This window comes from Marinobacter salarius, from assembly GCF_032922745.1.
Taxonomy (GTDB): Bacteria; Pseudomonadota; Gammaproteobacteria; order Pseudomonadales; family Oleiphilaceae; genus Marinobacter.
Genome location: NZ_CP136693.1, coordinates 1,337,214 through 1,360,650 on the forward strand (window position 1 = coordinate 1,337,214; position 23,437 = coordinate 1,360,650).

A 23,437-nucleotide genomic window follows, 5' to 3' on the forward strand; every position below is an offset into this window, starting at 1 on the left:
GAGCGTTTTAAATCCAATAAACTCGTGAATGTTACCGGTAACATGCGCCGGCACAAAAACAATCAGGAGATACCAATATGTTCCCGACAAGACTCGCAGCTGGCCTTCTGTCAGCCACCCTGGCGTGCAATGCCCTTGCCGCCGATTTCAACTTCAAGTTCCAGTCTTCAGATCCTTCCGGCGTCAAGAACTTCGAGATCCAGCAGGCGTGGGCCGACCGAGTGGAAGCGATGACCGGTGGTCGTGTCGAGATTGACCTGCTGCCGGTAGGTAGCGTTGTCAGCCACACCGAAACCCTCGGCGCCATGAAAATGGGCGTGTTGGATGGCCATATTTCCGTGACCGGGTATTTCTCGGGAAAGGATCCTGCATTCGGCCTGATCGGTAACACCGTTGGCGCCTGGTCCAGCCCGGATCAGCTCATTGACTACATCAACCATGGTGGCGGCTATGAGTTGATGAACGAGCTCTACAAGCCCTATGGCGTGAAATTTGTCGGCGGTGGCGGTACCGGCGTGGAGTCGTTTGTGTCGAAGAAACCGCTGGATGGCGTCGAGGATCTCAAGGGCCTGAAAATGCGCGCACCGGAAGGGCTGGTTCAGTCCGTGTTCGCCGCCGCGGGCGCATCCCCCGTGAACCTGCCGGGGTCTGAAGTCTACACGGCGTTGAGCAAGGGTGTGATTGATGCCGCGGACTACACTGTGTTCTCCACCAACCATGAGGCCGGTCTGAACGAGATTGCGCCGCACCCGGTCAATCCTGGTTTCCATTCGTTGCCATTGATTGAAATCGCGATGGACCTCAAGGAGTGGAACAAGCTGCCAGAGGACATCCAGGCCATCATGACGGTATCCGCCCGTGACTTTGCCCAGGATATCAGCACCCAGTTGGCGATGGCCGATCGTGAAGCTGTCAACGAAGCCCGGGCCAACCCGGACATTACCATCCACGACTGGTCCGCCGAAGAGCGTCGGAAGTTCCGGACCATCGCCCGTGACCAGTGGCAGGTCTACGCGGAGCAGTCACCCAATGCCGAGAAAGTCTACCAGTCGGTGACTGAGTACCTGGAGTCCCAGGGCCTCCTCTAAAACAGGTTCCCTCGATATCAGCCTCCGGGGCCATAGGGCACCCGGAGCGAGGAGTTCATTATGTCCGTTGAAAACAACACAGATGCCCCGGCGTCCGGTTCTGATCGCGAAGATATCCAGCCTGATAAGGGCGAGGATGTCGGGTTTACCTGGCTGGACAAGGCCATTGTCTGGCTTGGCAAGAGGCTGAGCCTGGTCTTTGCCGCGATTGTAGTGGTGTCGTTCTATGAGATTGTCCGCCGTTATGTGTTTGATTCCCCCACGCTCTGGGTGCACGAAACCGTGACCTTTGCCGGTGCCACACTGTTTGTCATTGGCGGGCTTTATGCCCTGGCTACCGATCGACACGTGCGTATTGTATTGATCTACGACGCCGTCTCTCACCGTGCCCAGCGATGGTTGCGGGTTGTCCACCACCTGCTGGGACTTGCCTTCTGCGGCATGCTGCTGTTCGCCAGCTGGTCGATGGCGACCGAAGCCGTACTGGCGCCCTGGGGTGGCTGGCGACTGGAAACCTCCGGCTCTGCCTGGAACCCGCCGTTTCCCGCGCTGTTGAAGGTGGTCATCCTGGTTGCGGTGGCGGTCATGACGCTTCAGTTCCTGTTGCACCTTATTCGCGACCTTCGTGGCAAGGGAGATAAATGATGTTTGAACTGGCCTCCCTTGGTATCGGCTATGGCAGCCTGTTGATGCTTGTCATGCTGATTGTATTGCTCCTGACCGGTATGCAACTGGCGTTTGCCACCGGTCTGGTCGCTCTTGTGTTCGCGCTCGGTTGGTTTGGCCCGGATGCCCTGCCCATTGTCAGCAGCCGTCTGTACAGTTTTATCGGCAACTATGTGTTCCTGGCGGTGCCCATGTTCGTGTTGATGGCCTCGCTGCTGGATCATTCCGGCATTGCCCGGGACCTTTTCGATGCCATGGCTCGCCTGGGTCGCAAGCTCCGGGGTGGTGTGGCCATCCAGACGCTGGTGGTGGCCGTGATCCTCGCCTCCATGTCCGGTGTGATCGGTGGCGAGACGGTGTTGCTGGGCATCCTGGCGCTACCGCAAATGCTGCGCCTCGGATACGACCGCAAACTCGCCATTGGCACCACCTGTGCCGGTGGGGCACTCGGCACCATGCTGCCTCCCAGCATCGTACTGATTATCTACGGTCTGACCGCCAACGTGTCCATCGGCGACCTGTTCAAAGGGGCCTTCTTGCCCGCACTGATACTGGCGCTGCTCTATATGGGGTATGTGTTGATCCGGGTTTGGCTGAAGCCGGAGATGGCGCCGCTGCCCTCGGATCAGGACACGCCTGAAACACCAATGCCGAACTTCTTCAAGGCATTGCTGTTTCCTCTGCTGTCCGTGGTTGTGGTGCTGGGGAGCATCTATGGCGGTGTGGCGTCGGTCACGGAAGCCTCGGCCCTGGGCGTGATGGGTATTGCCATCAGCACCTGGATTCGTGGTGAGCTGTCTCTTGCCATGGTGCGCAAGGCCACCATCAGCACGCTGCGGGTGTGCGGCATGATTATCTGGATTGGTATCGGCGCAACCGCTCTGGTGGGCGTCTACAACCTCATGGGCGGTATCGATTTCGTCCGCGACATGGTTTTCGCCGTCAGCGGTGGCCATGGCCTGACGACGATCCTGTTCATGATGCTGATCCTGCTCATCCTGGGTATGTTCCTGGACTGGGTCGGCGTTGCCTTGCTCACCATGCCGATCTTCGTGCCGATTGTGACGGAACTGGGCTATAGCCCGATCTGGTTCGGGGTGGTGTTCTGCATGAACATGCAGGTGTCCTTCCTGTCTCCGCCGTTTGGCCCGGCGGCCTTCTATCTCAAGACCGTGACGCCAAAAGACATCTCCCTGGGGGAGATCTTCCGTGCCCTGCTGCCGTTTATCGCGCTTCAGGTGGTCGCCCTTGGTCTGCTGATTGTGTTCCCTCAATTGGCGCTATGGTGGCAGTGACATGAGTGAAAGGATGACACCAAAGACACCAAAAATCGTGGTGATGGGCGTGTCCGGGTGTGGCAAAAGCCTCACCGGAGCCAGGCTTGCACAGGAACTCGGCGTTCCGTTTTTCGACGCGGACGATTACCACAGCCGTGCCAACGTGGAGAAAATGGCAGCCGGTATTCCGCTGACCGATGAGGATCGTCTCGGTTGGCTGGATGACCTCGCCAAGTTGATCCGGCGGGAGGAGGGTGGCCTGGTGCTGGCCTGTTCCGCCCTGAAGCGCGTCTACCGCGAGCGTTTGCAGGGGGGCAGCCCTGAAACCAGGTTCGTTTATCTCAAGGGGGATTTTGAAACCATCTGGGCGCGCCACTCCAGCCGAACCGATCATTACTTCAATGGTCACGCGATGCTGGAGAGCCAGTTCCATTTGCTGGAGGAGCCGGGGCCGGGTGAAAACGCGGTGGCCGTCGATGTCTCCGGTACGCCGGAGCAAGTGATCCGTCACTGCCTTGTCGGGCTCGGGTATGATAGGCCTCTTTGAACGTTCTGGCTGGAGCCGTAAATGGTAAAGAACAAACGTCCCACATTGCAGGACATTGCGGACCGGGTTGGTGCTACCAAGATGACGGTCAGCCGTTGCCTTCGTGGCGCAGACAATGTCTCCAAGCCCATGCGGGAGCGGATCTTTGCCGAAGCCGAAGCACTGGGGTATATCCCCAATCGCGCGCCGGACCTGTTGTCCAAGTCCACCAGCCACGCCATTGGTGTGTTGCTTCCGTCCCTGACCAACCAGGTCTTTGCGGATGTGATCAAGGGTGTGGAAGCGGTTACCGAGCCCGCCGGTTACCACCTGATGCTGTCTCACTACGGCTACAGCCCCGAGATTGAGGAGCGCAGCCTGTCATCGCTGCTGTCCTACAACGTGGACGGCGTGATTCTCTCCGAGAGTCAGCACACGGGCCGCACGCTGAGGATGCTTCAGACCGCTGGGGTGCCCACCGTGGAAATCATGGACACGCATTCGACCCCGTTCGAGCAGGCTGTCGGGTTTGATAACGTCAGCGCGGCTTATGATATGGTGCGGGAGATGATCCGGCTTGGACGCAGGCGCGTGGTCTATCTCGCCGTGCGGCTGGATGCCCGTACCTTGCAACGTCAGCAAGGGTACAGCCGGGCAATGGAAGAGCAGGGGCTGACGCCAGTCACCCTGCGCAGCGAGCAACGCTCGTCTTTTAGTGTGGGTGCCACCCTGATGGCGCGGATACTGGAGGAGAATCCGGACGTTGACGGCATATTCTGCACCAACGACGACGTTGCGATTGGTGCGTTTTTCGAGTGTCAGCGCCGGGCCATTCCGGTGCCAGAGCGGATTGCGATCGCCGGTTTCCATGGTCACGACGTTGGCCGCGTGATGGTGCCTCCCCTGGCGAGTGTGATCACACCACGGGAGGCCGTGGGCCAGAGAGCGGCCCAGGAGCTGCTTGCCCGCCTGGGCGGTGCCGGCATCAGCGAGCCGCGTATCGATCTGGGCTACCGGATAGAGCGTGGAGGCACGCTCTAGTTAGTCGTCGGTTTCCAGCCAGGCGGTCAGTGCCTCCCGGCATTCGTCGACTCCCCGTTTTGACGTTGCCGAGAACATAATCAGGTGCTCCACGCACTGGAACTCTTCCAGCTTTTTGGCAATGCCCATCATGGCCGTTTTGGCCTGACCAAATTTCAGTTTGTCGGCCTTGGTGGCAAGAATCATCAGTGGAAGGTTGTTATGTTCGCACCATTCCACCATCATTTGGTCGAAGTCCGTCAATGGGTGGCGTATATCCATGACCAGTACCAGCCCTCGCAGGCAGCGGCGATCATTCAGGTAGTGGCCCAGATGTTTCTGCCAGTCGTCTTTCATATCCCGGGACACTTTGGCGTAACCGTACCCGGGCAGATCGACCATTCGGCAGTTTTCCCGGTTGAGTGAGAAGAAATTGATCAGCCGGGTGCGCCCGGGGGTCTTACTGGTACGGGCCAGCTTGCCGTTGGTGGTGATGCAATTGATGGCGCTGGATTTGCCCGCGTTCGAGCGGCCGGCGAAGGCCACCTCGGAGCCGTGGTCTGGAGGGCATTCCTCCAGGCGTGAGGCACTGATCAGGAACCGGGCGCTGTTGAACGAGAGGCTTTTTTGAGTCAGGTCTGATGACACGGGTGTTGGCATTCCTATTGGATTTCAGTTATCAGGGATTAATGTATAATGCTACACCAAATCCGGGCAGTACGCTGAGCGTTGCTGCTGAACAGCCCCGGTTTGAGCCTTATTGGCCAGTGCCTGCCGGCTGCATAACGAAGAAAACTTTTGGATGAGAGAAGCGGAGCGAGCATGAAAAAACTGATCGCAGGAGTTGTTCTCGGTGTTGGCCTCACAGCGATGGCTCACGGGGCGGGAGATCCTGAAGCAGGCGAAGCAAATGCAGCAGTGTGTGCCGGGTGTCATGGCCAGGGCGGTGCCAAGCCGGTCATGGCGGTTTACCCGAAGCTGGCGGGCATTGGCGAAGAGTATCTGTACCAACAATTGGTTGCGATCAAGGAAGGCAAGCGTGAAATTGCCGAAATGACGGGCCTTTTAAGCGACATGTCTGACCAGGATCTGCAGGATCTTGCGGCCTATTTCGACAATCAGGATATCACCGTGGCTCAGGCCAACCCCGATCTGGTTGATGAGGGGCAGATGCTATACCGCGGTGGCAACATGGCTTCTGGCGTGCCGGCGTGTGCCGGATGTCACAACCCTCGAGGTATGGGCAATGAGCCTGCCGGCTACCCCAGGCTCAGTGGTCAGAGTGCTGAATACGTTGAAAAGCAGCTCAAGGCATACCGTGGTGGTGAACGTGACGCTGGCCAGAGCGCGTCCATCATGATGGATGTGGCTGCGAAGTTGACCGATACTGAGATCAAGGCCGTTGCGAGCTACGTGTCCGGTCTTCAGTGATGTTTGGCACGCGCTACGACTGAAAAACCCCGCAGATGCGGGGTTTTTTATGGGTTGCCGCTGTTTAATCCATGCACGGTGGAACTTTTCGTGCCTGCTGGGTCATAATCCCTTCAATTCATCCAATCTGATAACCGGAGACCATGAATGATCCGACTAATCCGGACCACCGCACTATCCATCCTGGCCATGTCGTTTATTGCGCAGGCCAGCGCAGCCAACTGGGAAGAAGGGACGCACTACCAGGTGCTGGATACCCCGGTGAGAACCGCCAGTGAGAGTGGTATCGAGGTGGCTGAGGTCTTTTGGTATGGCTGCCCCCACTGCTACACCTTCAAGCCGCTGGTCGAAAGCTGGGCGGAAGATCTGCCTGAAGACGTCAACTACGTAAAAATTCCTGCGGCCCTTGGCCGCTCCTGGGAACCCCATGCCAAGGCCTTTTACGCGCTGGAAGCCATGGGAGAGCTGGATAAGGTTCATGACGCCCTGTTTGACGCGCTTGCAGGTGAGCGCCGCCCGTTGAATTCGGGTGAGGCTCTCGCCGATTTCGTGGCAGGGCACGGCGTCGACGGTGAAGAATTTCTCAAGAATTACAACAGTTTCGGTGTGAACGCCAAAATGCAGCAGGCTCAGGCCAAGATTCGCGGTGCGCGTGTTACCGGCACACCGACTATGCTTGTGAATGGTAAGTACAGGGTCACGGCTTCCATGGCGGGTGGCCATGAAGCGGTACTGGAGGTTGTCGATTACCTGATTGAGCAGGAGCGTGCTGGTCAGGCCGAGTAAACGCATAGACCCGGTCCGCTGGCCGTGACCGGGTCTTGTCAGGAGTCTGAGCTGCCATCATGTACAACCGTATTCGCAAGCAGCTGAATGGTATCCTCAGGTCGACGAACGGCCCGCGCGGGGCTTGTTCCGGCGATGAGCATGTTCCAGCGTTCGAAGCGCATCGTCACATCCGGCTGCTGACCTTTAATATCCAGGTCGGCATCAACACTTCCTCTTACCGTCACTACTTCACCCGAAGCTGGCAGCACTTTCTGCCTCATCGCAACCGCATCCAGAATCTGGACCGTATCGCCACCCTGCTGAGCAACTACGATGTGGTCGCCCTGCAGGAGTGTGATGGCGGCAGTCTGCGCAGTGGTTACATCAACCAGGTTCAGTATCTGGCGGAGGCTTCAGGTATTCCTTACTGGTACCAGCAGCTCAACCGGAACCTTGGGCAGCTGGCTCAGCACAGCAATGGCCTGCTGAGTCGTTATCGTCCGCTGGATGTGAAAGAGCACCGTTTGCCCGGACTGATTCCGGGGAGAGGTGCCATTATCGCCCGTTATGGGGCCGAAGAAGATCCACTGGTGCTGGTGATGATGCACCTCTCGCTCAGCAAGGCGGCTCAGCAGCGGCAACTGGCGTATATTCAGGAGTTGATTTCCGAGTATCAGCATGTGGTTCTCATGGGGGATCTGAATAACCACGCAGAGCAGTTGTTGAGGAACACGCCGCTGAAGCATTCGAACCTGGTTCCGTTGCCCGAGACGGCCCACAGTTTTCCGAGTTGGCGGCCGGAGAGGGCGTTGGACCACATACTGGTCAGTCCCAGCCTGGAGATACGACGGTCAGAGGTAGTCAGCTATCCCGTGTCGGATCATTTGCCGATCGCCATGGACATCAAGTTGCCCAAAGGGTATCTGGAAACGTTTTAGGGGCAGGCACAAAAAAACCCGGCCATGGCCGGGTTTTTTGGGTAACAAAGATCTTACTTGATCTTCGCTTCCTTGTACGCAACGTGCTTGCGGACAACCGGATCGTACTTTTTGATCTCGATTTTTTCCGGGGTGTTACGCTTGTTTTTCTTGGTCGTGTAGAAGTGACCAGTACCTGCTGATGAAACCAGCTTGATTTTCTCGCGCATGATGCGGCTCCTTAAAATTTCTCGCCGCGGGCACGAAGATCGGCCAGCACAGCGTCAATGCCTTTTTTATCGATAACACGCATACCCTTGGTGGATACGCGCAGCTTTACGAAGCGCTTCTCTGATTCAACCCAGAAGCGATGGTTCTGCAGGTTGGGCAGAAAACGACGACGTGAGTGGTTCATCGCGTGAGAAACGTTGTTACCGGTGACCGGTCGCTTACCGGTAACCTGACAGACTCTGGACATACTTGCCTCCGACCTGAGCTTTGGTCCTGAAAATGCGTATTTAAATCGTTTAATCGGGTCTCTGGTTGCTACCTGCGCCTCAAAAAATGCACGCTGCTCGCCAGACGCCGCCAGAAAGGGACGTTTTTATACCAGAACTGCCTCCCCAACGCAAAAATTTGTTGGGAATTTGGCCAGTTTTCCGGCGAAGCACCGCCGGGTTTACATCAGGCCCTTTACATCAGTCCCCGTTCTGCAAGTGATATTACCTCACCATGGCCGACAACCATATGGTCAAGAACCCTGATATCCACCAACTCCAGCGCTTCTTTCAATCGCCGAGTCAGTGAAATGTCCGACTGGCTGGGCTCCGCGACCCCCGAGGGGTGGTTGTGGGCAAAAATAACGGCCGCTGCGTTGAACTCCAGGGCTTGCCGGACGACCTCCCGCGGGTAGACCGCCGCGCCGTCAATTGTGCCCCGGAATAATTCCTGATAGCGGATCACCCGATGTCGGTTATCCAGGAACAGGCCTGAGAAAACCTCATGGGGGTAGGTTCCCAGGCGACTGCACAGAAAACGCCGGGTATCCTCCGGTGAGCGCAATGGGTCCCCCTGGCGAAGCGGCTCGTCCATGACCCGTTTGGCCATCTCCATGGCGGCCTGGACCTGAGCGTACTTTGCGGTGCCGAGCCCTTTCACGTCGCAGAATTGCCTGCGCGAAGCGGTCATCAATCCTCGCAGGCCACCGAAGGCTTCGGTGAGATGGCGGGCGAGCGCCATCACCGGCATGCCGGTGGTGCCGGTTCGCAAAAATATGGCCAGCAGTTCCGCGTCCGACAGGCTGCCGGCGCCGTGGGCCAGCAGGCGTTCCCTCGGGCGTTCGTCGGTGGGCCAGTCTGAATTCGACATTATGGAGTCCTTTCTATCGTGATGACGCGCATCCTGCGCCTTGAATACCGGGGCGGTGGTGCCCTGTGATCAGTTGGAATTCTAGCATGCAGTGAGGCTGCCGGCAGCGCTCTGGCATGCTATCTTATAAGCCTTTAATTTCGTGATGAATACGGAGCCGTTGATGGCTGCTAAACGAATTCTTCTGGGTGTGACCGGTGGCATCGCTGCCTACAAGAGCGCAGAACTGGTTCGCCTGCTGAAAAAATCCGGTCACGAGGTGCGGGTTGTGATGACCCGTGGCGCCGAGGCCTTCGTGACACCGCTGACGTTTCAGGCGCTTAGCGGTGAGCCGGTCAGAACTTCTTTGCTGGATCCGGAAGCAGAGTCCGGAATGGGGCATATAGAACTGGCAAAATGGGCTGATCAGGTGGTGATTGCACCCGCCTCCGCGGATTTCATCGCTCGCCTGGCCCAAGGCATGGCCGACGACCTGCTGACCACCCTGTGCTGTGCCACAGAAGCCCCCATCGCGGTGGCTCCGGCGATGAATCAGGCCATGTGGGGCAACCGCAGGACCCAGAGAAACATTGGGCTGCTGGCGGCGGATGCACAGGTAACCCTCTGGGGCCCCGGCCAGGGCGCCCAGGCCTGCGGTGATGTGGGAGCGGGCCGAATGCTGGAGCCCACCGTGTTGTTTGATCTGATTTCCGGTGCTACCAACGGCCCACTGGCGGGGCGGCGTGTGGTTATTACCGCAGGCCCTACCCGGGAGCCGATTGACCCGGTGCGCTATATCAGCAATTACAGCTCTGGCAAGATGGGGTATGCGTTGGCCTCAGCCGCAAGAATGGCCGGTGCGAACGTCGTCCTTGTCAGTGGGCCGGTGTCCATTGAAGCGCCGGCGGGCGTTGAGGTTCGCAGTGTGACAACCGCGCAGGACATGCTGGAGTATGCAAGTGGCGCTGTGGATGAAGGCTGCGATCTGTTTATTGCGACGGCGGCGGTGGCGGATTATCGCCCCGATAGCTGTGCCGGCGACAAAATCAAGAAAACGGATGAAGGCATGAGTCTGTCGCTGGTGCGTAATCCTGATACCCTCGCCGCCATAGCTGCGCGTGCCGATGCGCCCTTTACCGTGGGTTTTGCAGCAGAAACCCGGGACGTTGAGCACTATGCCCTCGATAAACTGACACGCAAAAAGCTGAGTATGATTGTGGCCAATGACGTGTCTGCGCCGGGGCTGGGCTTCAACAGTGACAATAATGCTGTGATCGCTTTCTGGCCACAGGGCCGGGAGGCCATCGGGCCCGACACCAAGTTGGCAATCGCCGAGCGGCTGATTGCGCTGATTGGTGAACACCTCAAATCAAAGGCTGGCTCCGCTGGCGGTCTGTAACAAGGAAAACCAATGACCCGCAAAACCTTTCAGGTACGCATCCTGGATGACCGGATCGGTCGTTCAGTTCCCTTTCCCGAATATGCGACGGACGGCTCTGCCGGCCTGGATCTGCGCGCCTGTCTGGACGCGCCGCTCACACTGAAACCCGGGCAGACCGAACTGATAAAAACCGGACTCTCGATTCACATCGCGGATACCTCGTTGGCAGCGATGATTCTTCCGCGCAGCGGCCTCGGCCACAAACATGGCATTGTGTTGGGCAACCTGGTGGGCCTGATCGATTCCGATTATCAGGGCGAATTAATGGTTTCCTGCTGGAATCGGGGGCAAACCGAGTTCACCATCGACGTGGGTGAGCGCATTGCGCAGCTGGTGCTTGTGCCAGTCGTACAGGCAGACTTTGAAGTGGTGTCGTCCTTTGACGCCAGCGTGCGAGGTGACGGCGGTTTTGGTTCCACGGGAACCCGATGAGGTATCAGGCGCAGATCACTGCTCAGGGTCTATACTTCCCTGATAATTGAAGAATTCGGGCGAAAACACCTGCAGGATGGACTATGAAGCTTGGCAAAAAGAAGAACTCTGAGGACGCTGCACCTGACGCCAGACCGGACGGAAAGCAGGCAAAAAAACAGAGCAACGAGAAAAAATCCGCCACCGGCCCACGGCATAAACGGCTGACGTCCGTTGCTGTTTCCCAGGCCCTCGTGGTGGTGCTTGCCGGAGTGGCTTCGGCAGCACTGCTGTATTTTCTGTTGGCGGTTCCGGCAGAGTCCCGGCGTTATGAAACCCAGGCCTCCCTGGAGGCAGACGCCGCGGCTGTGCGTGTCGATCAGCAGCTCGCCTTGTTGCAGGCCACGGTTGAGGGCGTCGCCGATCAGGATTATGTGCGCGCCGCGCTGAGAGGAGAAGCCCCCGTGAGCGCCGCCGCGGCGAATCTCGCCAAGGTGTTGCCGGATATTGAGGCCGTCTACCTCTTTCCCTACGGAGACATTCCCCGTACATCCTCCAAACCTACCCTGGGTTTTTCCGGCCTCGACCTCGCCCGCCGCGCCGAGACGGGGCAGAGGCTTTTCCCGGATGCGTTCCCGCGCAGCGGCCAGTGGTACCTGCAGATGTCGACGCCGGTTCGCAACCCCCAGAGCCGAGCAGTTACTGGCAGCGTATTGGTGGTGTTCGATGCGGCCCGGCTGCAACCGCTGATGGCCGGTGTAAACCCGGCATTGGGCGGAGAGTTTTCCCTGGTACAGTCGGTGAACGGTTCAACGCGTAACATCGTCAGCCGCGGTAGTGGCAATGGCCCGACGTACGAGCGGGATCTTGTCAACCCTGACTGGAAACTCAGATACACACCTGCCTCCGCACCCGCGCCCCTTTTCAGTGGCACGTTGGCCATCGTATTCGCTCTGGTTCCGGCACTGGTCGCTGCTATCGTTGTCTGGGTTATGCTCGGCAGTGCCCAGCGAGGTCTGCGGCAGGACATAACAGCCTTGATCCAATGGACACACAAGGTCTTTGGTGGCGAGCGGGTCAAGCCACCGGCACTGAAATGGGACATGGTGGCGTCGACCGCTGAAGTGCTGCACCGGCTCGCCCAGATGGTGGAAAAACGGGTCGCCAAAGCCGGTGAATCGGCGCGGCCGAAACCAGGCAGTCGGCAGCCGTCCCAATCAACCGCTGACGAGCCGTTGTTCCAGGACAAAGATGTCCTGGACATTGATATGCTTGATGGCGATGACGACGTGCTCGGTTTCGGCGGGGCCGATGGCCTGGACGATACGCCAGACGTCGAAGAAGTGAGCCTGCCTGAGGCCGAGGTCTCAGACACCATATTCCGGGCCTACGACATTCGTGGCATTGTTGACGAAACCCTGACAGCGGATATTGTCGCCGTGATCGGCCGTGCCATCGGCAGTGAGGCTATCGAGCGGGGGGTGGACAGCCTGTGCATTGGGTACGATGGCCGGCATTCAAGCCCGGATCTGGCCGACGCGCTGGCGCGGGGCGTCATGGCCACTGGGTGCAACGTGATCCGTGTCGGTGCCGTGCCCACCCCCGTACTCTACTTTGCGACCCACGAGTTGGATAACGGTTCTGGTGTCATGGTGACTGGCAGCCACAACCCCGCCAACTATAACGGCCTGAAGATCATGTTGGGTGGCGAAACCCTGTCCGGCGAGGCCATCCAGAAACTGCTGCAGCGAATCCGCACGGGGGACTTTGCGGTTGGCCATGGTTCCCAGTCTTCGGAAGATGTGCGCCGCGCCTATCTGGATCGTATCGTGGGTGATATTGCGGTGGCGGCACCTTTGAAGGTGGTGCTGGATGCTGGAAATGGTATCGCCGGCGAGCTTGCACCGCTGCTGGTCGAAGAGTTGGGCTGTGAAGTGATACCGCTCTACTGTGAGGTAGATGGTAATTTTCCCAATCATCATCCCGATCCTGGCAAACCGGAAAACCTGGTGGACCTTATCGAGTGTGTGAAGGCCGAAGGTGCCGATATCGGCCTGGCTTTCGATGGCGATGGCGACCGCCTGGGCGTTGTGACCAATACCGGGAAGATCATCTGGCCGGACCGCCTGCTGATGCTTTTTGCCCGGGACGTGGTGTCGCGCAACCCCGGTGCCGATGTCCTGTACGACGTAAAGTGCAGCCGTCGTCTTGCGGGTGTGATCTCCGAGGCTGGTGGGCGGCCGATCATGTGGAAAACCGGTCACTCGTTAATGAAGGCCAAGATGAAGGAGTCCGGAGCCTTGCTCGCCGGTGAAATGAGCGGGCATATCTTCTTCGGCGAACGCTGGATGGGCTTTGATGATGGTTTGTATTCTGCTGCCAGGTTGCTGGAAATCCTCGGCATCGAAGACCGGCACTGCGATGAAGTGTTTGAGGATTTCCCTGAAGACATCAGCACACCGGAGCTGAACGTGGAGGTCTCCGACGAGACCAAGTTTCCGCTGATGGAGAAACTGAGTCGCGAAGGGGACTTCGGCGATGGAAACATCAGCACCATTGACGGTATCCGTGTCGAGTTTACCGATGGCTGGGGCCTGTGCCGGGCTTCCAACACCACGCCGGTGCTGGTACTCCGCTTCGAGGCGGAAACCGAGGAGGCGCTCGATCGTATCAAGGCAGTATTCCGTGAGCAGCTCCAAAAGGCGGCTCCGGACCTTGTCGCGGATTTCTGACAGCTCTGGAATAATGAACCGACTTTTTTGACTAACAAGGCAAGATGAATGGCTCTGGATCGTGAAACAGCAATGCAGGTGTCGGCCGTACTGAGTAAGGGGTTGCCCTATATCCAGCGGTTTACCGGAAAAACGGTGGTGATCAAATACGGCGGTAACGCCATGGAAAATGAGGAGCTGAAAAGCAGCTTCGCTCGTGATGTCGTTCTGATGAAGCTAGTGGGTATCAATCCGATCGTGGTTCACGGCGGTGGCCCCCAGATTGGTGAATTGCTCGAGCGCCTCAATATCAAATCCAATTTCGTGAACGGCATGCGGGTTACCGATAGCCAGACCATGGACGTGGTGGAAATGGTGCTGGGCGGCCAGGTTAACAAGCAGATTGTTTCACTGATCAACTCCCACGGTGGTACGGCTGTAGGCTTGACCGGGAAGGACGCCAATCTGATCCGCGCCCGCAAGCTGGAAGTCATGAACCGTTCTGCTGAGCTGCAGCGTCCGGAAATCATTGATATCGGTCATGTGGGTGAAGTCGCCAGTGTGAACGTGGAAGTGATCGACATGCTCACCCGTAGCAATGTTATTCCGGTGATTGCTCCGATTGGTGTTGGTCCCGATGGCGCGTCCTATAACATCAACGCCGATCTGGTAGCGGGTAAGGTAGCGGAGGCCATGAAGGCGGAAAAGCTGATCCTGCTAACCAATGTGTCCGGCCTCAAGAGCAAGGAAGGCAAAGTGCTGACCGGGTTGACCGCAAAACAGGTTAACGACCTGATTGACGATGGCACCATCCACGGCGGTATGCTGCCCAAGATCCGCTGCGCTCTGAACGCCGTGGAGAATGGCGTTCGAACCTCCCATATCATCGACGGCCGCGTGGCCCACGCGACGTTGCTGGAAATCTTCACGGACGAAGGTGTCGGCACCCTGATCTCCCGTAACTGACCATTGCCGCCTGTTGCCTCCCAGTGCGGGGTAACACCCTGGCGTCACGCCCCAAGAGGACCAAATCATGAAGCGCCTGCTGACCTTTTTGGTAGTCCTGGCCCTTATAGGCTACCTGTCGTTCAAGGGGGCGGTCTGGTGGCTGGCTGACCAGCGGCTGGCCGATGCCCAGCAGGCGATTGAGGAATTGGGCGTTATTGATCGGGGTAATATTCGCTCCGACCTTGTCGGCCGACTGGTGTTGGGTGATGGCAGCTACCAGGACTTCCGGCTTACCCGTCCAGTGGCGTTCGATCGGTTAATGTTCAATGCAGGCTCTCCGGTCGCCCTCGTGCGCGCGCTCCTGGACCCATCGGACCTGCCCCCGCATTGGTCATTGGTGGCGGAGAACCTGAGCCTGGGTCTCGACACCAACATGTTCCGCAACTGGGTGACGGCAGCGGGCGACGCAACCCCGGCGTTGTTCTCACCGGTCTGCGGTCCTGATCATCGCCAGCAACTCGGTAGCGGTGACCTGATGCGTCTTGGAGTCGATGGTGTGTCCGGTGAGGCTATGGTTATTCAGAGTGTCGATGGTCTCTACGTCGAGCTGACGACCGCCAACGCCGGCAGCGTGGAGCTGGACTGGCCCGGCGCTCGCCTGAACCCCTTGTCATTGCCGGCCCTGCCGGAATCCACACAGTCGCCGGCAACCGTGACATTGCGGGATGGGGGCCTGATGCGTCGAGTTGCGGCCTACTGTGCCCGGGAATCGGGTGTGGAAACCGGGGAGTGGGCCGGTATCGTCATGGCAGCGTTTCGCGAGTCGCTGGCGGCTCGGGGCTTTGGCGCCAGTGACCAGTTGCTGGCCCTGTACCGACAGTGGCTGACAGAAGGCGGGGAGCTGACCCTGGAATTGAATCCTTCGGCACCGGTATGGGGCGTGCCTGTTCGCAGCGATGAAGCCGCAGACGCCAGCCTGACCGTTCGCTACAACCGTTCGGTGGTGCCCGATGTCTACCTTGAGCGTGTTGAACCCGCAGTGCCGGACGTGCCGCAGGAAGTGCTTGAACCGGTGGTGCCGGGAGAGAGCGCCCCGGTCGTTGATGGCTGGAACCTGGCCGACACGGAGAATGCTGAAACCTGGGTCGGGCGCACGGTGAGAGTTACGCTGGACAATGGTAATGTTGTGGAAGGTCGCCTGGTCAGCGTGGGCGACGAACGACTGGAAGTCGCACGGCTGATCGATGGCGGGGAAGTGGCGTATCCGATCGCCATCAGACTGATTGCAACGTTTGAGGTCTGGCGCCAAGGCCAGGCCCGCTAGCCCCACACCGGGGCGGAGAGTGTTCTATGTCCGGATCCATCCAACACCTGCCTGGCATTCGCGAGATGCTCACCAGGCTGATCTCACAACCGTCAATCAGCAGCGCGTCTGCCGAGTGGGATCACAGCAACGAACCGGTGGTGCGTACCCTGGCCGAATGGCTGGAGCCCATGGGGTTCAACGTCGAGATACTGGAAGTGCCCGGATTGCCCGGAAAGTACAACATGATCGCGACACTGGGCAGTGGCCCCGGCGGTCTGGTGCTCTCGGGTCATACCGATACCGTCCCGTTTGATGACAAGCGCTGGCAAAGCGACCCGTTTACCCTGACCGAGCGGGATGATCGCTGGTACGGCCTTGGCACCTGCGACATGAAAGGCTTTTTTCCACTGGCCATTGAAGCGGCCAAAGCCTTCGTCGACCAGGATCTGAAGCAGCCATTGATCATCCTCGCCACCGCCGATGAGGAATGTTCCATGGACGGTGCCCGGGCGCTGGCCGAGGCCGGTCGTCCCATGGCCCGCTATGCGGTCATCGGCGAACCCACCGGTTTGAAACCTGTGCGCATGCACAAGGGCATCATGATGGAACGCCTGGTGTTTGAGGGCCAGTCCGGCCATTCATCTGACCCGTCCCTTGGACGCAATGCCCTGGAGGGCATGCACGAGGCGCTGGGTGAACTGCTGGCCCTGCGGTCGGGGTGGCAGGCGAAATACAGCAATCCCAATTTCAAGGTTCAATTACCTACCATGAACCTGGGGTGCATCCACGGCGGTGATAATCCTAATCGCATCTGCGCCCGCTGCGAGTTGCATTTTGATCTGCGGCCGTTGCCCGGCATGGACATGAAGGCACTGCGCCAGGAGATACTCGACACGCTGCAGCCGGTCGCCAAAAGCCGTGAGTTGTCGCTGACATTTGAGCCGTTGTTCGATGGTGTGCCGCCATTTGAAACCCCGGCCGAAGCCGAGCTGGTCCGCGTCTGTGAGAGGCTGACGGGCCACAGTGCGGAAGCGGTGGCCTTCGCCACAGAAGCACCCTGGTTGCAGAAATTGGGTATGGAAACCCTGGTTATGGGCCCCGGCTACATCGACCAGGCACACCAACCCGATGAATTTCTGGAGTTGTCGCAGTTGGACCCGGCGGTAAGGATCCTCAAGGGACTCATCAATGAGTTCTGTCTTTAAACCATACGAAGGCAGCTCAGTAGAATAACGAGGGTATTGGCGGGAGAGTCTCCCGCCAATACCCGGAACGCTCCATAAGCTGAAAACTCGCAGGAGAAGAGTTTGAAATCGAACGAATGGCTGCACGGATTCCGCCACTCATCGCCGTATATCAATGCCCATCGTGGTCGTACCGTAGTGTTGACGATAGGAGGCGATGCGCTTGCTAACGACAATCTGATCAACATTATCCACGACATAGCCCTGCTCAGTAGTTTGGGCATCCGACTGGTGGTGGCGTTTGGTGCCAGGCCGCAGATTCAGGCGAGGCTGGACGCGGCAAGCGAAGAATCCACTTTCCATCGAGGTCTGCGGGTAACGCCGGAGCAGCAGTTGGCGCCGGTGCTGGAAGCCATTGGTGGGTTGCGGGCGTATCTGGAAAGCCAGTTGTCCATGGGGCTGGTGAACTCACCCATGCATAATGCGCGTATTCGTGTCAGTAGCGGTAATTATGTGACAGCACGGCCAGTGGGGGTTCTCGACGGGATCGATTTTGGCTATACCGGGCGTGTGCGCCGGGTGGATGTGGCCGGTATCGAGAAGCTGTTGGAGTTAGGACACATTGTGCTTTTGCCGCCGCTTGGGTATTCGCCCACCGGTGATGCTTTCAACCTGTCCTACGAAGATGTGGGCAGCCAGGTTGCCGCCGCATTGCAGGCCGAGAAGCTGATCATGTTCACCGAGAATCAGGGGCTTCTGGATGAGGGCGGAGCATTGATACGGGAGCTGTCCGCTCGGCAGGCCTCCGATCGGCTGGCGGAGGACATGGTGCAAGGCCACGATGGCGATCTACTGCGGGCCGCGTGTGATGCTTGCGTCAAGGGCGTGCGCCGCGCTCATATCATCAGTTATGCCGACGATGGCGCATTGCTGGAAGAACTGTTCACCCGTGACGGGTCTGGTACGCTGGTCAGTGGTGACAACTACGAGCAGATCCGCCAGGCCCGGGTGGAGGACATTGGGGGTATCCTCGGCTTGATCCAGCCGCTGGAAGAGCAGGGCATTCTGGTGCGCCGTTCCCGGGAAATGCTGGAAACCGAAATCAATCGGTTTGTGGTGGCTGAACGGGACGGTACGATTGTGGGATGCGCCGCGCTTTATCATTACCCCGATGAAAGCGCGGGTGAGCTCTCATGTTTCGCCGTGGACCAGGCCTATCGTCGAGCCGGTCGCGGCGATGACGTCCTGGCGATGGTAGAAAAGCTGGCCCGGGGGCAGGGCATCCAGCGGTTGTTCGTGCTGACCACCCAGACCGAACACTGGTTCCGTGAAAGGGGGTTTCAGCCCTCCACGGCGCGTGAATTGCCAGGGCCGAAACTGGCTTCCTACAATACTCAGCGTAACTCAAAGGTCTTCGTGAAAGCGTTGTCCTAGCTGGAGCAGTCTGCGCTGGCGAATTTCCGGAGACTGCCCCGCCAGGGCATCCACGGTGTTATAGAAGGCGCGGAAGTCGCCAGTGTGGTCCCGGAGTAGCTGCCGGAAGGCGGGTACATGCTGGTTGTACTGGCTGAACAGGGCGAGATTGGCGTTGTTCAGTCCGGTCGGGTTCTCTCCAAAGGGGCCAGGCTGTTCCCAGGTTGCCGATAGGGTCTGGTACTCGTCCTGAAGGGCCTGGAACAGCTGCGCCTTTTGGTGCCGGAGTTTGGCCCTTGGCAGCGTGTCCTGTTGCTTGTAGAGCGCTTCAAGCTGCCGGGATGCATCGTCGACCAGGGCGAGGGTCTGGTTGCGTTGGTGTAGCCGCGCCAGCGCTCTGTGAAACCCCGAATCGTCTTTCTTTGCCTCCAGCCACAGCCTGAGGCCCTCCAACTCCACGGCGGTTGCGAAGCTCTCGTTAAAGGCCGTATCGTCGCTTATATAAACCGCTTGATGCGCCAGTTCATGGAACATCAGCGCTACCATGCGGTTGGCTGATAAAGACGTAAAGCCGGTGTGTAGAGGATCGTCGAACCAGCCGAGGGTCGAATAGGCGGTGACACCACCGATGAACGTATCGTAGCCGGCCTCAATGAATGATTGCTGCTCATTCCGGGCGTTCTCCAGCTCATAATATCCCCGGTAAGCCTGGCAGCCGACCACCGGATAGCACCACCGGTGGGCCTGAAGGGAAAACTCCGGAGCGGCCACCAGGTTGACAACCACCCAGGGCCGCCCGAGCTCAGCGTACTCTGCAAAGGCGTCTCCCACCGGCAATGCCAGACGATGTGCGGCAAAACGACGGGCGTCGTTCGCCACCAGGAGTTTCTGTTTCAGCGCTGGCGGCGTTGATGGTGCATTGATCAGCTCGGACACGGGTTGCGTGGACATCATCAGTGACAGGTGGCCACTGACCGCCTGGCTGTAATAACCTAAAGTCGTACACCCTGAAAGTGTCGTTATCAGTAGCATAACGAGGTAGATCTGACTAAGCTGTTTCATAGTCCAGGTTGTTAGTTAGTGGCTGGCTGGCGTAGCTGCCAAGCGCTATATTACAGCCATGTTCCCCCAAGTAGCAGGTAGCTACCGCTGCCTTTCAGGGATACCGGCCGGTGACAGGAACAGTTTACCCTATCTAGTCACTCGGCTTTACCAGATATCAGGTAGTTCATGGATCCGAAAGAACGTCGTTCGAGCCCCCGCCAACCGATTAAACTCGCTGCTCAGCTGGACGTTGGCAGTGGTGACAATCTGCCGTGCCAGATCGCCGATTTCTGCGCGGAAGGCCTGTTTGTACGTTATTCCGGGGAAACGTCCAGAAAATTGGATCAGGTGCTCTTGCGGGGTGCCGAGGATCTGGTGGTACGGTTCCGCAGCCCTGACGGCCTCAAGCGCCACGAGCTCCATGTGAATGTCAGGCGGCGCATAGAGGGCGCGATGGGCGTTAGTTTTACCCGCTCCAACCCTGAAGCGGTCAGTGCCATGCTGGAGCAGTGTGGCGCCAGCCGTCATCAGGATCGTGCGTCACTACGGGCACCCAGTGACAAGGTCCAGTTTGTTCTGCACCAATCCGCAAAGGCGGTTATTCAGTACATTGAGCCGTTGATGGATGCCTGTCTTGTGCAGATGACAACCGCCTTGCGGGACGCTGCCCAGAAGGCCGGTAATGACCAACAGGCCAATGAATACATGGACGCGTCTGGCCAGATCCAGGCCCGACAGCGGGTCATCTGGCACCAGATGGCGCGCAGCCTGGAGTCGCCACTAAAACCCGCTCCAAAGGGATTTCCCGGGTCTGAACTGTCGGTTGTCGACAAGGGCGAGTTTGAAGACTGGCTGACGATCCGGGTGATGGTCACGAAGGCGGATACCCAGTATCGGGGTGAATTGCTTCAGTTGAAGTTGCGGCTGGATAAACTGGGCATTGCCAATTCCACGGGGCATCATAATCCGTTGGGGCCCTCGCTGATCTGTGAGTCCTTCCATGTCGGCTTGAGCCAGCTCAAGGCGGATCGTGACGTTGAAAAAGTCTGCCTGCGTGTCTTCGAAAAATCGGTGCTGATGCACCTGGGGCCGCTATACCGGGAGTTGAACAGCATCCTGATCCGACATGGTGTGCTGCCGGACCTGGACCTCAGCAAGTATCTCAGTGAACAGGCGCCAAAGAAATCCGAACAGAGCGAGGAAAAGCGGGCTCAGCCGCCTGAGGCTCCGCAACCGGACGACGCTGGAGCGGCGGTAAAGCAGGCCCCAGAGCAAAAGACCAGCCGTCCGTCATCCCGTAATTCAGTGACCGAGTTCCGTGGCTATGCCAGCGCCGCCCAGACCGCGTTTGCCACCGTAAAGAATCTCCTCGGTACCCTGTCAGCCAGCCGCCTGGCGAGAGGTGACGTTGCTCCGCCTGATTTTTCCTCCGGTGCGAGGGAGTTGTCAGCCGGAGAATTACAGAAGCAATTGCAGGAGCTCCAGGTGCAGGCTGCGACGGTGGCTTCGGACCAGCCATCCCTCCGCGAACGTGTCGTGGAAAGGGTGAAGGAAAGCGGTGAACATGCTCTGGGCGAAGAACAACAGGGCACGCTGGACGTAGTGGACCGCTTCTTCAGCAGTGTGGTGGAAAGCCCGAAACTCAGTGAATACGCCCAGTCACGGATGCGCCAGCTGGAAGTGCCGGTGCTGAAAGTGGTGATGCGTGACCCGGAATTCTTCGACGACCAGGAAAGCCCGGTACGCGGCGTGATGAATCGACTGGCCCAGCTGGGCGTGAAAGGCGGCCGCATCAATCCGGTGGTGCAACGGCGCATTGATGAGTTGATCCAGCGGATAGCCACGGATTTTGAGCAGGATACTGGCGTGTTCGAGAACGCAGTGCAGGAGCTGGACTCGCTGATTGATCGCCAGAACCTGGTCTACCGCCGCAACGTGGAAAGAGTAACGGCAGCAGCGGAGGGCGCCCAGAAGGTTTCTGAATCCAAGAAGGCGGTTGCCCGGGTACTGGAGCTTAAGCTGGCCGGGAAAAAAGTGCCGAAAGCCGTGGTCAGTCTGCTGGATGGCGGCTGGCGAGACCTGCTATCGCTGACCTGGATACGTCAGGGAGAGGACAGCCCACTGTGGCAGGATTACCTGTCGGTGATCGATTCGCTGATGACCTTCGCGGAGGATCCGCAAAGCAATATCAATCTGCCCGAACTGCTGCGGGTGATCCAGGATGGGCTGGCGTCTATCTCCAGCAACCACATGCCGTCCTCCCAGATACGCGACGAGCTCAAGCAGTTCCTGGTGCGCAGCCCTGAAAGCCCGCCTGAGATGGTGGAGATTCCACCGTCGAAAAGCGAGGACGACAAGCGCCAGGCTCTGTCCGAACGTGATCAGCGCAGCCTGCAGCGATGGATCAACCGGGCCCAGCAACTGCGTACCGGCGACTGGTTGCGGGATCAGGAAAAACCGGATGAACCCCAGTATATCCGCCTGGTATGGGTTGCCCGAGGCTTCAGTCGATTTGTATTCGTCAATCATCAGGGCATGCGCGTGGTTGAACTGGAGTTGGAGGCTTTGGCCCAGCACATGCGCAAAGGCATTATCGTTCCGGACAACCAGTACGATCGGCCCCTGGTGGACGAGAGCATCGACCGGATGGTGCGTAAGGTCTATGACCAGTTGTCGTGGGCGTCCACCCATGACGAGCTGACCGGGTTGCTGGGGCGCCGCGAATTTGAACGTATGCTGGATCAGCAGCTGGCCCGGCGCGAGGACCAGCGGGCTCTGGTGTTACTGGACCTGCGCCAGTTCCGTCTGCTCAACGATACGGCCGGTTACCAGGCCGGTGATGAAGCTTTGCGCAGGGTGGCTGATGTGCTCCGTAGCCACGTTGGTGATGGCATGCCGCTGGCTCGGTTCTCGGGGAATGAGTTCGCGTTTATGCTGCCGGCGGAAAACGCCCTGGACGCGTCCCGTGGGATTGTCGCGGCCATAGAAGCCATGGAGTTTGTTTTCGACAGCGGCAGTTACCATCTATCGGCCAGTGTTGGCCTGGCACCTGAGTTGCCGGCGCTGGCGAACGCCGAACGTTGGCTGAAGGCGGCGGAGGAAGCCATGAAGTCGGCCAAGAAACGCGGCCATGGCAAGGTGATGGAATACTCCCTGGATGCGCACGACCATGCCCGTCAGGAGCAGATTGCGGCGAAGGTGGCCAACCTTGGGGATCTCAACGAGGAGCGTATGTTGCTGCGTTGCCAGAAGATTATCCCGCTGCACGCGCGCACGTCCATGGCAGCGCAGTACGAGGTTCTCATCAGTATGTATGATGACGATGGCAACCTCATCACCGGCAAGGATTTTGTCCGCATGGCGGAGCGCTATGACCGAATGCAAGCGGTTGACCGCTGGGTGGTGGGGCACATGCTGGACTGGCTTCGCGACCACGCACCCGACCCGGAGCACATGGGTGGGATCTGCATCAATCTCTCTGGCCACTCGCTGAACGATCAGCAACTGATGGAGTTTATTTACGACAAGCTGAGCCAGAAAGATGCTCCCATCGAACGGTTGTGGTTCGAAATAACCGAGGCATCCGCAATCAACGACATTCAGGGCATTTCGGAATTCATTGAGGAAATGAAAGAACTGGGATGCCGTTTCTGTCTGGGGGATTTCGGCAGTGGGCCAACGTCGTTCCAGTTCATGCGCAGCCTGCCGGTGGATATGATCAAGCTGGACAGCGCCTTCACCAGCCAGTTGGACGCCAGTGAAACTGATCAGGCCATGGTGAAGTCGATGGTGGATATGGCGCACTACATGAAACGGGAAGTGATTGCTTCACGGGTTGAAACCCGCGCGGTTCTCGATATGCTGACCAGTCTGGGTGTGGATTACGCTCAGGGTTTTACCATCGAAAAACCGCGGCTGCTGACCAGCCTGGACTGACTT

The 23,437-nt window shown here is 58.5% G+C and carries 21 protein-coding genes; 16 read left to right on the forward strand and 5 right to left on the reverse strand.

The annotated features are described in order from the left end of the window. The first annotated feature begins 77 nt into the window (after window positions 1–77). From R1T46_RS06090 to R1T46_RS06110, 5 genes are read left to right on the forward strand one after another with little or no spacing between them, the layout of a single operon-like run. Window positions 78–1,088 carry a TRAP transporter substrate-binding protein gene (locus tag R1T46_RS06090; RefSeq protein WP_036210843.1) on the forward strand — a complete coding sequence of 337 codons (1,011 nt, stop codon included), beginning with the start codon at window positions 78–80 and terminating at the stop codon, window positions 1,086–1,088. Between the two features lie 60 nt (window positions 1,089–1,148). Then, window positions 1,149–1,733 carry a TRAP transporter small permease subunit gene (locus R1T46_RS06095; protein WP_041332510.1) on the forward strand — a complete coding sequence of 195 codons (585 nt, stop codon included), beginning with the start codon at window positions 1,149–1,151 and terminating at the stop codon, window positions 1,731–1,733. Beyond that, window positions 1,733–3,049 carry a TRAP transporter large permease subunit gene (locus R1T46_RS06100; protein WP_036210847.1) on the forward strand — a complete coding sequence of 439 codons (1,317 nt, stop codon included), beginning with the start codon at window positions 1,733–1,735 and terminating at the stop codon, window positions 3,047–3,049. The genes R1T46_RS06095 and R1T46_RS06100 overlap by 1 nt, the downstream gene beginning before the upstream one ends. Window position 3,050: 1 nt before the next feature. Further along, a complete protein-coding gene (locus R1T46_RS06105; RefSeq protein ID WP_317307677.1) occupies window positions 3,051–3,578 on the forward strand; it encodes a gluconokinase in 528 nt (175 codons plus the stop codon). A gap of 21 nt (window positions 3,579–3,599) precedes the next feature. Then, a complete protein-coding gene (locus R1T46_RS06110; protein WP_317307678.1) occupies window positions 3,600–4,598 on the forward strand; it encodes a substrate-binding domain-containing protein in 999 nt (332 codons plus the stop codon). Here the strand turns inward: R1T46_RS06110 and yihA are convergent, their stop codons facing one another. Beyond that, window positions 4,599–5,225 carry a ribosome biogenesis GTP-binding protein YihA/YsxC gene (gene yihA / locus R1T46_RS06115; RefSeq protein ID WP_317307679.1) on the reverse strand — a complete coding sequence of 209 codons (627 nt, stop codon included), beginning with the start codon at window positions 5,223–5,225 and terminating at the stop codon, window positions 4,599–4,601. It lies immediately after the preceding gene. A 174-nt stretch (window positions 5,226–5,399) separates the two neighbouring features. Here yihA and R1T46_RS06120 point away from each other — a divergent pair, with 174 nt between their 5' ends. From R1T46_RS06120 to R1T46_RS06130, 3 genes are all read left to right on the forward strand, one after another. Further along, the gene (locus R1T46_RS06120; protein WP_317307680.1) at window positions 5,400–6,008 is read left to right on the forward strand and encodes a c-type cytochrome; all 609 of its coding nucleotides are present in this window, start codon (window positions 5,400–5,402) and stop codon (window positions 6,006–6,008) included. A gap of 147 nt (window positions 6,009–6,155) precedes the next feature. Next, the gene (locus tag R1T46_RS06125; protein WP_317307681.1) at window positions 6,156–6,794 is read left to right on the forward strand and encodes a thiol:disulfide interchange protein DsbA/DsbL; all 639 of its coding nucleotides are present in this window, start codon (window positions 6,156–6,158) and stop codon (window positions 6,792–6,794) included. A gap of 59 nt (window positions 6,795–6,853) precedes the next feature. Further along, entirely contained in the window at window positions 6,854–7,714 is an 861-nt protein-coding gene (locus tag R1T46_RS06130) for an endonuclease/exonuclease/phosphatase family protein (RefSeq protein ID WP_317307682.1), read from the forward strand. Window positions 7,715–7,767: 53 nt separating this feature from the next. On the opposite strand, the gene rpmG is transcribed toward R1T46_RS06130, so the two are convergent. The 3 genes from rpmG to radC form a co-directional block, all read right to left on the reverse strand. Then, complete coding sequence (rpmG, locus tag R1T46_RS06135; RefSeq protein WP_008173465.1) at window positions 7,768–7,923, reverse strand: 50S ribosomal protein L33; 156 nt, start codon at window positions 7,921–7,923, stop codon at window positions 7,768–7,770. An 11-nt stretch (window positions 7,924–7,934) separates the two neighbouring features. Further along, window positions 7,935–8,171, reverse strand: coding sequence for a 50S ribosomal protein L28 (gene rpmB, locus R1T46_RS06140; RefSeq protein ID WP_027829915.1), 237 nt, complete (start codon window positions 8,169–8,171; stop codon window positions 7,935–7,937). A 215-nt stretch (window positions 8,172–8,386) separates the two neighbouring features. Beyond that, on the reverse strand, window positions 8,387–9,061 hold the full coding sequence (radC, locus tag R1T46_RS06145; RefSeq protein WP_317307683.1) for a RadC family protein: 675 nt from the start codon (window positions 9,059–9,061) through the stop codon (window positions 8,387–8,389). A gap of 163 nt (window positions 9,062–9,224) precedes the next feature. Between radC and coaBC the strand changes: the two genes are divergently transcribed. The 7 genes from coaBC to argA all read left to right on the forward strand — a co-directional run bounded on the left by coaBC (window position 9,225) and on the right by argA (window position 18,475). Continuing rightward, on the forward strand, window positions 9,225–10,439 hold the full coding sequence (coaBC, locus tag R1T46_RS06150) for a bifunctional phosphopantothenoylcysteine decarboxylase/phosphopantothenate--cysteine ligase CoaBC (RefSeq protein WP_317307684.1): 1,215 nt from the start codon (window positions 9,225–9,227) through the stop codon (window positions 10,437–10,439). A 12-nt stretch (window positions 10,440–10,451) separates the two neighbouring features. Beyond that, window positions 10,452–10,913, forward strand: a complete 462-nt coding sequence (gene dut, locus R1T46_RS06155; RefSeq protein ID WP_317307685.1) for a dUTP diphosphatase — start codon at window positions 10,452–10,454, stop codon at window positions 10,911–10,913. Window positions 10,914–10,996: 83 nt separating this feature from the next. After that, on the forward strand, window positions 10,997–13,624 hold the full coding sequence (locus tag R1T46_RS06160) for a phosphomannomutase/phosphoglucomutase (protein WP_317307686.1): 2,628 nt from the start codon (window positions 10,997–10,999) through the stop codon (window positions 13,622–13,624). 48 nt (window positions 13,625–13,672) lie between these two features. Continuing rightward, complete coding sequence (gene argB, locus R1T46_RS06165; RefSeq protein WP_317307687.1) at window positions 13,673–14,569, forward strand: acetylglutamate kinase; 897 nt, start codon at window positions 13,673–13,675, stop codon at window positions 14,567–14,569. A 67-nt stretch (window positions 14,570–14,636) separates the two neighbouring features. After that, window positions 14,637–15,875: an acetylornithine deacetylase gene (locus tag R1T46_RS06170; RefSeq protein ID WP_317307688.1), complete on the forward strand. Its 1,239-nt coding sequence runs from the start codon at window positions 14,637–14,639 to the stop codon at window positions 15,873–15,875. A gap of 26 nt (window positions 15,876–15,901) precedes the next feature. Then, on the forward strand, window positions 15,902–17,062 hold the full coding sequence (gene argE, locus R1T46_RS06175) for an acetylornithine deacetylase (RefSeq protein ID WP_317307689.1): 1,161 nt from the start codon (window positions 15,902–15,904) through the stop codon (window positions 17,060–17,062). A gap of 102 nt (window positions 17,063–17,164) precedes the next feature. After that, window positions 17,165–18,475 (forward strand): amino-acid N-acetyltransferase, encoded by a 1,311-nt coding sequence (argA, locus tag R1T46_RS06180; protein WP_317307690.1) that lies wholly within the window; start codon window positions 17,165–17,167, stop codon window positions 18,473–18,475. Here the strand turns inward: argA and R1T46_RS06185 are convergent. After that, entirely contained in the window at window positions 18,446–19,516 is a 1,071-nt protein-coding gene (locus R1T46_RS06185) for an aminopeptidase (protein ID WP_317307691.1), read from the reverse strand. The genes argA and R1T46_RS06185 overlap by 30 nt on opposite strands. Window positions 19,517–19,684: 168 nt before the next feature. Here R1T46_RS06185 and R1T46_RS06190 point away from each other — a divergent pair, with 168 nt between their 5' ends. After that, on the forward strand, window positions 19,685–23,434 hold the full coding sequence (locus tag R1T46_RS06190; protein ID WP_317307692.1) for a DUF1631 family protein: 3,750 nt from the start codon (window positions 19,685–19,687) through the stop codon (window positions 23,432–23,434). Window positions 23,435–23,437: the final 3 nt, after the last annotated feature.